We start from the raw sequence: 13,269 nt of genomic DNA on the forward strand, positions 1-13,269 counted from the left end.
GGTCAGTGAATGATGCCGCGCGGCAGGAACGCGAAAAAGTAGAAGCCGAACCAGATCGCCATGACGATCAGCGTCGCGACGCCGGCGAGCGCAACCGCGCCATGCGGACCGGCCGCGACGACGCGCTCCACTTCGTCATCGGTGGGCGGGGCCGCGCTGTGGGTGTCGTTCGCTTCCATCTCGATGGTTCTCCGGTGCGGCGCATCAATGCAGCGGCGCCTTACGCAATTCGTTGACCTCGCGGGCCGTCACCGGCTGGCCGTGATTGCCCCACGCCGTGCGGATAAAGGTGACGACGGCCGCCGCTTCGACGTCATTGAGCTCCTGACCGAACGGCGGCATGCCATATGGCTGCGGATTGCGCTTCGTGCCTGGCGGGAAGCCGCCGTTGAGCACGATCCGGATCGGATTGACCGCCGAATTCATTTCGATCGACTGGTTGCCCGCGAGCGGCGGGTAGTGCGGCAACTGGCCTTCGCCGTTGGCGCCGTGGCACAGCGCGCACTTGTCGGCGTAGATCTGTTTGCCGAGGGCGAACGTCTTGGGATCGGCTTGCGCGGACGGGCCGGTCTTGCGGCCGCGATTGTCCGGCAGCGACTTCAGATACACGGCCATCGCGCGGACGTCTTCATCCGACAGATGCTGCAGGCTGTGATAGGTGACTTCCGCCATCGGGCCGTACACGGCGCCACGCGCGGAGATGCCTGTCTGCAACAGGTCGACGATGTCCTGAATGCTCCAGTCGCCGAGGCCGCCGTCCTTGTCCGATGTCAGCGACGGCGCGTACCAGTTCTGCACCGGAATCAGGCCGCCGGCGAACTGATCGCGCTGCGACGAACCGCCGAGCATGTTGATCTTGGTGTGGCACATCGAACAGTGCCCGAGCCCTTCGACCAGATACGCGCCGCGATTCCATTCGACCGACTTGGTCGGGTCGGGCTTGAACTCGCCCTCGTGGAAATACAGCGTGCGCCAGCCGTATAGCAAGTCGCGCTGGTTGAACGGGAAGCGCAGCGTGTGCTTGCGGTTGGGCTCACGCACCGGCTCGACGGTGCGCAGGAACGCGAAGATCGCATCCGAGTCTTCGCGCGTGACCTTCGTGTACTGGGCGATCGGCATGGCGGGGTAAATCAGCGTGCCGTCCGGTTTGCGGCCGGTGCGCATCATCTTGAAGAACGCTTCCTCGCTCCACGTGCCGATGCCGTATTGCGCATCCGGCGTGATGTTCGGCGAAAACAGCGTGCCGAACGGCGTGTCCATCGCGAGGCCGCCGGCGAACAGCTTGCCGCGCGGCGCGGTGTGACAGGCGATGCAGTCGCCTGCGCGCGCCAGATATTCGCCGCGTTGGACGATCTCGGGGCGTGTATCGGGGGCGCCGCCGTGCGTCGCTGCGGTCGATGGCGAGGCCGTCGGGGTGGCCGGCGCGGTATCGGCGGCGCGGGCCTCGGAGATCAGTGGCGCGTGCAGGGCATGAAGGAGGAGGGCGCAGCCAGTCGCGATGAGGGCGCCGGTTAGCGTGCCCGAGGTGAATGACGAGGCCGTGCGGTGAGCTTGCGTCGCAGCGCGGGCAACGGCGCGCAAAACGGCGCTGGAATCGCGGCCAGAAGCGCCGCCAGAAGCGCCGCCAAAAACCGCACCCCGCACCCGTCCCCAACCCCGCGAACAAAGTATCGGCTTCATCGTGGTTGGCTCCCGCATGCTAGAGGCAGCCGCTCAGCGGACGCCGGTGCGGGCCGCGGATCGTCCGGCCGCGGTTGGCGGGACAGCCAGCTCGATACCGCGGTGATGTCGCGATCGCTCAGCTTGACCGCGATCGAATGCATGCAGTCCGGCGCGAGCGCTCGACGCGAGCCCGAGCGCCACGTGCCCATCTGCCCGGCGATGTAGCTCGCATGCAAGCCAAGCAGGCCGGGAATGCCCGGCTGCGTGCCGGTCATGCGCGCGCCGTGGCAGGCGATGCACGCCGGTATGCCGCGCGCCGGGTCGCCGTGCATGACCAGTCGTTCGCCGGCCGCGAGCACCTTGGGCGAGACGTCGGTGTGATCGGCGTCGGGAAAGGGCGGTTGCAGATCGGCGAAGTACTGGCTGATCTGGCGCAGATAGTCGTCGGGCAGGAAGGCGAGCAGATAGCCCATCGGGGGATAAGTGCGGCCGCCGTCGCGAAAGGCGGTCAACTGATTGAACAGATAGTCGGCCGGTTTGCCGGCGATGCGCGGAAAGTAGTCGTTGTTGCGGCCTTGGCCCTGCACGCCGTGACACGAGGTGCAGGCGCGCATGCGCTCGGCCATCGCGGACGGCATCGCGCTGGACGTATCGGTGGCCGCGAGCGCCGCGCCACTCCACACGACATGAAGCACGAACAGAACCGAAGATCCGATAGTTCTACGATGCACGCCAAGCCTCGTTGGGAGCGTTCTGCTTCTCGATTTGTTTGTCACGCGTTCGTTCGTGGATTCATGCGCGAATCCGACGCACGACGCATCGCGGGTCTGCCAGTTGTTTTGCTTTTTTTCTTATAACGACTGCATTACGGCGAATCGAAACGGACTTATTCCGGATGACGAAGCATTGATGCTGTACGGCGATGCAAATGTTTGGCGAAAACGGCAATCTGCGCTGAATGCGCGGCTGGGCTGCGGTTTCCGGGCCGCGAGAAAGGACGTATGAAGCGTCAGGCAGCGTGTAGCAGCGTGCAGGAATTTATTCGACGCGTCAATAGCCGAAAAAACCTCGAATTGATCTGTATCAAACCATCATAGGCGTCGGCTAAAACGCTTTCAAATGGGATTGCGCGCCCGCATCCGTATCGATGCGCTCACGCGAACAGGCGCATCAAGGCCGTGCGTGCATTGCTGACCAGTTCGCTTTCGCCGAGCCATCCGGGCAGCAGATGAAACTCCACGGCCGGCAACGCAGGCAGTCCGACGCTGGTGGGACAGGCCACGAGACCGCCGCCGATTGACGATTCGTTCAGGCAGGAAATGCCGAGCCCGGCCTTCAATGCCAGTTGCAAGCCCGCCACGCCCGACGCGGAATGCGAGATCAGATACGGCACCTTGTGCTCGTCGAGCAGCTTCACGACGAAACGCTGCAACTGGCAGCTCGACGGCAGCAGTACCAGTTGATACGGCGCGGCCGGCCGTTGCTCGGCATCGGCGGCGCTCACCCATAGCAGTTTCTCGCGCCGCACCACGGTGCTCGGCGCGCCGCTGCGCCGGCCGGCGGCGCGCGGGTTGGCGGTCACGAGCCGTAGCGAGAGGCCGATGTCGAACGACGCGTCGTCATCGGCCTTGCTGTCGATCACGGCGCTCGGCAACACGGTGACGTGCAGCTTCAGCCGTGGATGCTGTTCGGAGAACGCTTTGAGAATGCGCGCGATGTCGTGCGGCCGGTAGTAGTCCGTGATCGCGATGCGCAGCTCGCCGTCGAGCGAGCGGCCTTGCAGGTCTTCGAACGCCGCTTCGCTCATCGCGATGATGCGTCGCGCATGATCGAGCAGGCGGCTGCCGGCGGGCGTGGCGCTCACGCCCTGCTTGCTGCGCAGGAACAGCGGCTGGCCGGCGCGCTCCTCGAGTCTTTTCAACTGCTCGCTCACCGACGATTGCGACAGGAAAACACGCTCCGCGCCCGCCGAAACGCTGCCCGATTCCGCGACGGCGACGAAAGTGCGCAACTGGGTGAGGTCGAATCCGCGTTGGCTCATGATTCGGTATATCCGATAGAAGGCATCTGAATTTCCGGCTTTTCCGATGGAAAGCCCAGCCGTAGGATACCGCCAAAGCTCATTGCGGAGGGGTGTCATGGGAAACAGGTCGATTGCGGTTGCCGGCGGGGCCCACCAGCGTGGCGCGAGTCACCGGTGGAAGGTGCTGGGGGTCGGATTCGCCGCGAACGCGAGCTTTTCCGCCGCGTTTTCGGGTATTCCGACAACCGCGGTGTTTCTGCGCTCGGGCTATCACCTCGGCAATGACGGACTGGGACTGGTGCTCGGCATGCTCGGCCTCGGCATTGCGATCAGCGAGTTGCCGTGGGGCTTGTTGACCGACCGTTGGGGCGACCGCCGTGTGCTGCTGCTCGGGCTGCTGTCCACCGCCGCCGCGCTCGCCGGCCTCGCCTTGTTCGTCGCGCCGAGCGGCGCCCATGTGCCCAGCGTGACGATGCTCGCGCTCGGGCTGCTGCTGGTCGGCCTGCTGGGCGGCAGCGTCAACGGATCGAGCGGCCGCGCGGTGATGGCGTGGTTTCGCGAGGGCGAGCGTGGGCTGGCGATGAGCATTCGTCAGACCGCCGTGCCCGCGGGTGGCGGAATCGGCGCGTTGATGCTGCCGGCGCTCGCGTCGCGATTCGGTTTTGCGAGCGCTTATACCGTGCTGGCTCTCGCGTGTGCTGTCACGGCGCTGTTCGCATGGCGCTGGCTGCACGAGCCGCCGCCTGCGCACGCTGAGGCAGCGGAGGGCGGGCCCGCGCCCCGGTCGCTTCGGCCGGCCCGGCCGGCTCGGCAGGCGCATGGCGCAGGTGCGGCGCTCGCTTCGGGGGCGCACGGCTCGACGTCCGCGGTCGGCACTGCGAGGCACGACAAGATTGCGGCGGCCGGCGCCCCTGCGAAGGTCTCGCCGTTACGCGACGTCGGCATCTGGCGGGTCGCGCTAGGCGCCGGCGCGCTGTGCGTGCCGCAACTCGCCGTCGTCACGTTCGGCACCGTGTTTCTGCATGATTACGGCCACGCGGGCGTGCTGGCGATCAGCGTGACGATGGCCGCGGTGCAAACGGGCGCAGCGATCGCGCGGGTCTGGAGCGGCAGTTGGACCGATCGGCGCGGCAATCGACGGGCTTACATGCGCGCCTGCAGCTTGCTGAGCGCGATGCTGTTCGCGTCGCTGGCGCTGGCGACGGGGCTCGCCGGCCCGCATCACACGGCGATCACTACGCTGTTCGCGCTGATGGTCGTGCTGGGCGGCGTAAGCGCGTCGGCGTGGCACGGCGTCGCCTTCACGGAACTCGCCACGCTGGCTGGAACGAACCGCGCGGGCACGGCGCTGGCGATCGGCAACACCTGCGTGTTTCTCACGCTCTTTCTGACGCCGCTCGCGATCCCGCCGCTATTGTCCGTGGGTTCGTGGCCGATGGTGTGGGCGGTGGCGAGTGCGTGCGCGCTGCTCGCGTTGCCCGTTTTCCCGCGCGCGATGCCGAGGGTCAGGGCGGCGGCGGGGGCTTGCGATGCAATGCGGTAGTCGAACCGTTGCCCCTTAACAGAAAAAGCGCAGAAAAAGCACAGAAAAAGCGATATGCCAATGTCGGAATGATTCAACCGGGATAATTAATTTTGATCTATTTCATAAGGACAAAAATAGACCATTTATTTTTACATGATTCGGAATGCTCTGATTTTTGCGGGATTTTAGTGATGATTTTATGGGCGCCTTAGCGCATGACGTCGTCGTCATGCGCTAAGTCAAAGCGCGCTGTGCGCTCAGAGTGTCTGGCGCGCGAGCCAATCATTCCTACAACGAACGAGCTAAATTCCCGTGCATCTGCGAATCATTCTGGCAGACGATCATCCGTTCGTGCTGCTCGGCTACCGGGCGATGCTGGCAACCCAGGCCGGCGTCACGATCGTCGGCGAGGCGCACACGCCTCGGGCGTTGATTGAATTGCTGCAGCGCGTCCCTTGCGATGTGCTCGTGACCGACCTCTTCATGCCGGACGCCGACGGCGCTCCCGAAGACGATCTCGCCCTGATGCGGCGTATTCGCCGCGACTGGCCGCAGTTGCGCGTCGTCGTGGTCACGACGCTGACGGGCCCTTCGATTCTGCGGGCGGTCGCGGCAGACGACGCGGTGAGCGCGCTGGGTAAAGCCGAGTCGATGGACACGCTCTGGCAAGCGATCGAAGCCAGCGCAAACGGTGCGCGCTACCTCGGACGTTCTATCGCGGACCCACTCGCGTGCCCGCAGAACGACGAGCGCACGTCGCTCCCGACAGTCCGTCTGTCATGGCGACAGACGGAGGTCGTCAAGCGGCTTGTCAGCGGGCAGTCTATTGCCGAGATAGCGGAGGCGCTCGGTTGTCATCGCCGTACGGTTAGCCGCCAAAAGCGCGCAGCGATGACGAAGCTCGGCGTCACCAACAACCCCGGTCTATTTTCGCGCCTGTACGCATGCGGCATTGTTGAAATTGATTCGCATATTTAAGCATTCTCCATGGCCGATTGACTAAGGTTATTTCGGAACGCTCTTATATTTATCGGCGCAAAAATATTCAATTATGGTGATAGAGCCGGTTGCGTCGTAGAGAGCGGCAAAAATACAAAATACCGAGGAGCAGTAGACGATGAACGACACCGCTGAGGCGAGCGCACCGGTTCGAGCCATCATAGCGGACGACCATCCACTGGTTCTGCTGGCAATCGAAAATCTGGTGCGCACTTATCCGAACATGCAAATTGTCGGACGCGCCGCCGACGCCACCGAACTCTTCCTGCAAGTCGATCGCGGCCCATGCGACCTGGTGCTGATGGACCTCTACATGCCGGGCAATATCGACGGTAGCGGGCTCGATGTCGTCAAGCAGTTCAAAACGCGTTATCCCCATGTCGCGCTCATCGTCCTCACCATGGAAACCGAGGCGGCCGCGCTGCAGAGCGTGATCGCGCTCGGGGTCGACGGACTCGTGAGCAAGCGCGACCGGATCGATCTGATTCACGTGGCGGTCGTCACGGCGCTCGCGCGCGAGTGTTATGTCGGACCCGCGGTGCGCATGCTGATTGCCGAAGCAACGGTGACCCAGCGGCTCGACCTCGTTCGCAGCGCGTTATCGCGTCGTGAACTCGAGGTGTTCGTGCAGTACGCGTCGGGATTCGCCGTCAGTGAAATCGCCGCGCGCCTGGGGCGCAGCGTCAAGACGATCAGCGCGCAGAAATGCACGGCGATGCGCAAGCTTTCGTTGCGCAGTGACGCCGAACTGTTTCGCTTCGCCGCCGAGCACGGCGTCATTTCCGCGTGGCGTGGTCAAAGCCGCTGAAAGGTCATGAAGATGCGACTGAAGCCACTGGCAATCCAGTGACGCGCCATGCCGTCGCATGGCGAACAGCACAAGTGTTGACACAGCCCGGGGAAGCACAGCGCGTGCGGGCGGTGTCAGTCGACAAAGACAACAAAAAAATGACACACAAGATCCGCGTCATCGTGGCCGACGATCATGAATGCATTCGCGTCGGCGTCAAATATTTGCTGCAGGCGAGGCCCAATATCGAAGTGGTCGGCGAGGCAGCCGACACCCATGGCCTGGCTGTCCTGCTCGATGCCTGCGCGTGCGACGTCGTCGTCTCGGACATCGCCATGCCGGGGATCGACGGAAGCAGCAACGCGGTGCCGTTTCTGCGCCGGCTGCTGCGGCGCCGGCCGCATCCGCATGTCGTCGCGCTGACGATGATCGGCAATGGTCACCTGCTGTCCGGACTGCAAAGCATCGGCGTGAGCGGAATCATCGACAAGCGCGACGCCGCGCAAACGCTGGTCGATGCCATCGCTGTCGTGGTTTCCGGCCGCGTTCATCTGTCGGAGCAGGTGCGTGTCGCGCTGAACGCCGCGGAGCGGGCGCCGCACCTTTACGCCAATGCGCTGAGCGCGCGGCAATGGGAAGTCTTCCAGCTCTATGCGCAGGGCCTCGCGGTTCATGAAATCGCCGAACGTCTGCAGCGCAGCGGCAAGACCATCAGCACGCAAAAACGCAGCGCGATGCGCAAGCTCGGATTGGAAACGGAAGACGATTTAGTCGAATACGCAAGGCAAATCGGCGTGATCTGACATTGCTTGACTTTTGAATAACATTGATGATTAAAGGGCAGTAGATTTAAGAATTTTCTGATTCGTATAACGATCCCCGAATTCAATAATTCTGAATTGACTGAGGCGTTATTGCTTCCCTACCTGACGGCGACTCGTATTTCGTTGTCCTAGGAAGTAACGGGCCTTAGACAATTCAGAGCAGAGGTCCGGTGCAATCACGCGGTGCGTCTGCCTCGTACAGAGAAAAAATGGGAGGGGCGGATGGTCACGCTGGGTAAGCGGTTGTGGGTGGAGGGAGTGGGAACGGCGTGGCTGGTGTTCGTTGGATGCGGCAGCACCGTGCTGGATACCAGCGTGATCCTGCAGGGCTATGGCAGCCTGGACGTGTCGCTGGCGTTCGGCCTTGCATTCGCCACGGCCGGCTATGCGTTCGGTGGCATTTCAGGGGCGCATTTCAATCCCGCCGTCACTGTCGGCTTCACGGTCGCCCAGCGCTTTCCGGTGCGTGATCTGCTGCCCTACATTGCCGCGCAGATTGCTGGGGCGATCTCCGCGGCGGCGCTCCTCGTGTACGTGGCGAGCGGCCGCCCCGGCTTCGATCCGGGCACAAGCGAATTTGCCGCGAATGGCTTCGGCGCCCATTCTCCCGCCGACTATCAACTGCACTCGGCGCTGGCCATCGAATTCGTGCTGTCGTTTGCGTTCGTCATGGTGTGCCTGCTGATCGTCGACCGAAAGAACCTCGCGCCGATTGCTCCGCTGATTGTCGGCGCGTGTCTGACGCTCGTTTATCTGGTGTCGATCCCGGTGACCAACGGCTCGGTCAATCCCGCCCGTTCCACGGCTCAAGCGCTGTTCGTCGGCAATTGGGCGCTGGACCAACTCTGGGTGTTCTGGGCCGCGCCGCTGTCGGGCGGCGTCGCGGCCGGCGTGCTGTTTTCGTTCCTGAATGGCGACACCGATCCCTCCGCGGCGACGCTAGCCGACGGTCCCGGCGACGCCGCGTGAGGTTAGCCTGGTGCCACGTGGTCCGTTCATCGCGGGTCTCGTCGAGCGCATTGCGATGAAGCGCGCGTTCCGGCACCTGCCGCTGTGGCTGCTCGCCGTCTGCCTGTCGGTGGCCGTGACGTCCGTCGCCGAGCCGTTCGGCAGCAACGCGCGCTATCCGGCCGCGCGCGCGTTCCCTGCCAGGCTGACCGTCGGCGTGCTCGCGGGTGGCTGGCCGCCGTTCGACATGATGCAGGACGGCCGCCTCACCGGCATCAGCGGCGACTATCTGCGCGCGCTGGTGGGGCAGAACGTCATTATCGAAGCCAAAGCGTTTCCCGACATGCCGCAGTTGCTGGCCGCGGCTTGCGCGGGCGATATCGATCTGATGATGAGCGTCGCTCGCGTGCCCGAGCGCGAACAGTGCCTCAGTTTCACGGCGCCGTATTTCCGCTCGTCGGTCTCGGCAGTGGTGCGGCGCGGCGGCGAACGGTACGCGAGCCGTGGCGAACTGGCCGGCGCGCGTATCGCGATAGAGCGGGGTTTCGCGCTCGAGCGTCCGATCCGCGAGAGTTTTCCGCGCGCCGAAGTCAACGCGTTCGCCACCACGCGCGCCGCGCTCTCCGCGGTGGCCCGCGGCGACGCCGATGCCTATTTTGGCCTGACCACGGTCGTCCAGTACGAGTTGGCGACGGAGCCTTTCCGAGATCTGCACGTTGCGTTCGACGAGAGCGGGAGAATTTCCAACCTGCGCTTTGGCGTGCCCCGCAATCAGGTCGCGCTGCGCGACCTGCTCGATCGCGCACTCGCGTCGATGAGCCCGGCAGACGCTACGGCGATTCGCGTGCGCTGGCTGTCCGACAGCTTCAACGCACAGCCGGCCGCCGCGGCGCGTCAGTTCGTGCTGACATCGGAAGAGAAAGCGTGGCTTCGCTCCTTGCCGCCGTTGCAGATCGGCTTCGACAGCAACTGCCCGCCGTTCAGTTTCATCGACGAATCGGGTCGTCCCGCCGGCGTGACCGCCGACTATCTGGCATACCTGAGCCGGACTCTCGGCGTCGTCTTCAACCGGGCCCGACTGTCCGACTGGTCCGCGAACGTCGAAGCGTTCCAGCGCGGCGAACTGGCAATTCTGCCGATGGCGTCCAGCAACGATCCGAAACTGAATAACGCCGCCCATACTCGCGCCTACGCGAGCTACCCGATGGTGGTCGTCGGCCGCGTTGGCGAAACGGCGCGCGCGTTCGACGATGTCACGTCGCGTCGCATCGTCATCCCGGCTCGGGTTGCCGGCTCGGTCCCGCACGCGTTCGAGGCCGTTGCGCCCGATCACATCGTCGTCGCGCCCAGTACGGACGACGCGCTGCGAATGGTGGCCGCCGGCGAAGCGGACGTGACGGTCGGCAACATGGCCGCTGTCGATATCCGTTTGAAGCGCCGCTATGCCGGCGTTCTCAAGATTCTCGGCGCGCTCGGCGAATCCGACTCGCTCGACATCGCGGTACGCTCGGACCTGAAGCCGCTCGCCGGGTTGTTCGACCGAGCACTGCTGGCAATGCCGGCGGCGGAGACGCAGCGCATCCGGCAACGCTGGGTGGTCGACGCGGTTCCGCACAGCGGCATATGGAGCGTGAGCGCGGTGCGCCTGCTGCCAGTGCTGATCGGCGTCGGCGTCGTACTGGTGGTCACGTTGCGCGCCTATCTGCTGCTGCAACGGGAAGTCAGGCTGCGCAAGAAGACCGAGCGTGCGCTCGCGCTGCAACTGAATTTCCAGGAATCCATGATGCAGACGGTGCCCTATGCGCTGGTCGCCAAAGATCTGGATGGACGCTACATCGCGGTCAACCGCGCTTATGAGAAGGCGTGCGGCATCAGCCGCGAGGCAGTGCTCGGACGCACGACGATCGAAGTGCAGACATGGGGCGAAGCGAACAGCCGCATTCTCGACGGCATGACGCGCGAGGTGCTGAAGAGCGGCGGCATCGCCGAAGTGGAGTTGCAGTTCTGCAGCAGCACGGGCGATGTGCGGCACGGGCTGTTCTGGAACAGCGTGTGCCGCGGCAGTGACGGACAACCCGTTTGCCTCGTCGGCGCGATGGTCGACATCACCACTATCCGGCGTGCCGAAATGCTCGCGCGCGACACCGAGCGGCGCCTCTTCGATGTGACGCGTTCATTGCCGGCCGTGGTGTTTCAGTTGCGCCGCACCGCGAGCGGCGCGTACTCGTTTCCGTATATCGGCGGCGACACGCGGCACCTGCTGGGCGACAACGGCGTGTCGCTGAGTCATCGCGCCCAGGTGGACTTCCATCGCGTAGCGGAGGAAGACCGCGAGTTCGTGCAGGCCGAACTGGAGCGCTCTGCGCGCAGCGAAACGCCGGTGCACATGGAGTTTCGCCTACGCGGCGGACAGCAGCCCAAATGGGTGCGCGCGGAGCTGGTGCCGCGCCGTGAGGCGGACGGCAGCGTCGTGTGGAGCGGCTTCTGGGTGGACGCGAGCGTGGAGCGCGCCCGCTCTGAGGAACTCGCTCGCGCACGCGACATGGCCGAGGCGGCTTCGCGCGCGAAAGACGATTTCTTCGCGATGATGAGCCACGAAATCCGCACGCCGATGAACGGCGTGCTTGGGTTGGTCGAAGTGCTGGAGCGCACGCCGCTCAATACGGATCAAGGCGAGATGCTGAGCATGATCCACGAGTCCGCGGGCGCGCTGCTGCAGATTCTCGACGATCTGCTCGACTATTCGAAAATCGAGGCAGGGCGGCTGACGCTCGAAGCTGAACCGATCGACCTGCGTGAGCTGGTCGATAACGCCGTCGGACTGCTCGCGGGCCGCGCGCACGAGAAGGGGCTGAAAGTGCGCGTGAACATTGCGTCGGGCGTCGCCGCCGTCATGCGTGGCGACAGCGTGCGCTTGCGGCAGATTCTGTTCAACCTGCTCGGCAATGCGATCAAGTTCACGCCGCAGGGCGAGGTCGACGTGGACGTGTCGGTCGTCGACCAGAACGGCGCCGCGCAGACGCTTGAAATGAGCGTGGAGGACACCGGCATCGGCATCGCGCCGGACGTGCAGGCCAGTCTGTTCGAGCCGTTCGTGCAGGCGGAGTCGTCCACCACGCGGCGCTTCGGCGGCACCGGACTCGGGCTGACGATCTGCCGCAAGCTGATCGACCTCATGGGCGGCACGCTCGCGTTGCGCAGCGCGCCGGGTCACGGCACCTGCATGATCGTGCGGGTCACGATGCCAGTCGTGGCGCAGCACTATTCCGTGAGCCGCTTGCGGGGCAAACGCGGGATTGTCGCGACCGGCGACACGCGGGTCGGCCGTGCGCTGATGCACTTCGGCAAGGCGCTCGGGCTCAAGTTGCGCAGCGTCGCGCCGCACGCCAGTGCGTTGCGTGATCGCGGCACGCTGGCCAACGTGGATTTGCTGTTCGTGAGCGAGGAGGTGCAGTTGCCCGCATGCGTCGGCCCGGACACACGGGTCATCATCCTCACAGAGAAGCCGAAGCCGACGGGGTATCGCATTCTCGACAATACCGTGCGCGTGAGCGTCAACCCCATTTCGTGGCGCGGTCTTGGCGCGGCGTGCGCCGCCGCGATGACGGGGCTGCCTTCGGTGGCGCGGCCCACGGCGGGCCTGCCGCGCACACCCCAAGGCGTCACGACGCCGCCGGACCGTGAGCGCGCGATCGCGAGCGGGCGGTTGATCCTTGTCGCGGAAGATCATCCGGTCAATCAGGAGCTGATTCGTCATCAACTGGCTTTGCTCGGTTTCGCGTGCGATGTCGCGAACGACGGCGTGGAGGCGCTTGCCGCGCTGGAGCGCACGAACTATGGCTGTCTGATCACGGATTGCCATATGCCGAATCTGTCCGGTTACGAACTCACCCGGCATATCCGGGAGAAGGAGCGGGGCGGCACGCAGCGTCTGCCGATCCTCGGGATCACGGCGAACACCGCGCCCGACGATCTGAATCTATGCCGCGATGCCGGCATGGACGACAGCCTCGTGAAGCCGACCCGGCTCGCCACGTTGCGCGACTATCTGAGCCGCTGGTTCGGCACCGACAGCGCGTGGCAGACCGCGCCCGCGGAAACGCAGAGCGAGCCGGAGATTGCCGGGCCGCTCGTTCAGGGTGGCGAGGAGCCGTTCGTTCCGGTCGATCTCACGCACATGACGCAGCTGTGGGGCAGCGCATCGACCGTCAAGGCATTGCTCGACGCGTTCGTTTCAGCGGTGCGTGAAGACATGCAGTCGTTGTCGCCGCTGCTCGAACGCATGGAGATTGCGGATGTGCGCGAGTGGCTGCACCGGGTGGAAGGGGCGGCGGGCGTCCTGCAATATCCGCCGCTGCTCGACGCGCTCGACGATTATCGCCGCGACCTCGCCCTCAAGTCACCGGGACGTTTGCGCGACGAAGGGCGGGCACTGATCAAGAAGTGCAATGCGATGCTGGACGGCATCGAGCAGCAGGCGGCTTTGCTCGCGTAGGGG

General features: G+C 64.7%; 10 protein-coding genes. 6 read left to right on the forward strand and 4 right to left on the reverse strand.

From position 1 onward, the window contains the following. Window positions 1-2: 2 nt before the first annotated feature. The 4 genes from B0G69_RS41340 to B0G69_RS08590 all read right to left on the reverse strand — a co-directional run bounded on the left by B0G69_RS41340 (window position 3) and on the right by B0G69_RS08590 (window position 3,703). Complete coding sequence (locus B0G69_RS41340; protein ID WP_168670655.1) at window positions 3-179, reverse strand: hypothetical protein; 177 nt, start codon at window positions 177-179, stop codon at window positions 3-5. A gap of 25 nt (window positions 180-204) precedes the next feature. After that, window positions 205-1,680 (reverse strand): cytochrome c, encoded by a 1,476-nt coding sequence (locus tag B0G69_RS08580; protein ID WP_241991281.1) that lies wholly within the window; start codon window positions 1,678-1,680, stop codon window positions 205-207. Next, window positions 1,677-2,393 carry a c-type cytochrome gene (locus B0G69_RS08585; RefSeq protein ID WP_121316487.1) on the reverse strand — a complete coding sequence of 239 codons (717 nt, stop codon included), beginning with the start codon at window positions 2,391-2,393 and terminating at the stop codon, window positions 1,677-1,679. The genes B0G69_RS08580 and B0G69_RS08585 overlap by 4 nt, the downstream gene beginning before the upstream one ends. 422 nt (window positions 2,394-2,815) lie before the next feature. After that, entirely contained in the window at window positions 2,816-3,703 is an 888-nt protein-coding gene (locus B0G69_RS08590) for a LysR family transcriptional regulator (protein WP_121316488.1), read from the reverse strand. 97 nt (window positions 3,704-3,800) lie between these two features. On the opposite strand from B0G69_RS08590, the gene B0G69_RS08595 reads away from it, so the two are divergent. The 6 genes from B0G69_RS08595 (at window position 3,801) to B0G69_RS08620 (ending at window position 13,266) form a co-directional block, all read left to right on the forward strand. After that, window positions 3,801-5,228 carry an MFS transporter gene (locus B0G69_RS08595; RefSeq protein WP_121316489.1) on the forward strand — a complete coding sequence of 476 codons (1,428 nt, stop codon included), beginning with the start codon at window positions 3,801-3,803 and terminating at the stop codon, window positions 5,226-5,228. A 294-nt stretch (window positions 5,229-5,522) separates the two neighbouring features. After that, a complete protein-coding gene (locus B0G69_RS08600) occupies window positions 5,523-6,188 on the forward strand; it encodes a response regulator transcription factor (protein WP_121316490.1) in 666 nt (221 codons plus the stop codon). A gap of 139 nt (window positions 6,189-6,327) precedes the next feature. After that, complete coding sequence (locus tag B0G69_RS08605; RefSeq protein WP_121316491.1) at window positions 6,328-7,017, forward strand: response regulator transcription factor; 690 nt, start codon at window positions 6,328-6,330, stop codon at window positions 7,015-7,017. Window positions 7,018-7,157: 140 nt separating this feature from the next. Then, window positions 7,158-7,802: a response regulator transcription factor gene (locus B0G69_RS08610; protein WP_121319234.1), complete on the forward strand. Its 645-nt coding sequence runs from the start codon at window positions 7,158-7,160 to the stop codon at window positions 7,800-7,802. Between the two features lie 243 nt (window positions 7,803-8,045). Continuing rightward, complete coding sequence (gene aqpZ / locus B0G69_RS08615) at window positions 8,046-8,792, forward strand: aquaporin Z (RefSeq protein WP_121316492.1); 747 nt, start codon at window positions 8,046-8,048, stop codon at window positions 8,790-8,792. A gap of 55 nt (window positions 8,793-8,847) precedes the next feature. Beyond that, complete coding sequence (locus B0G69_RS08620) at window positions 8,848-13,266, forward strand: transporter substrate-binding domain-containing protein (RefSeq protein ID WP_199731259.1); 4,419 nt, start codon at window positions 8,848-8,850, stop codon at window positions 13,264-13,266. The last annotated feature ends 3 nt before the right edge of the window (window positions 13,267-13,269 follow it).

This window comes from Paraburkholderia sp. RAU2J (genome assembly GCF_003634845.1).
Lineage (GTDB): Bacteria > Pseudomonadota > Gammaproteobacteria > Burkholderiales > Burkholderiaceae > Paraburkholderia > Paraburkholderia fynbosensis.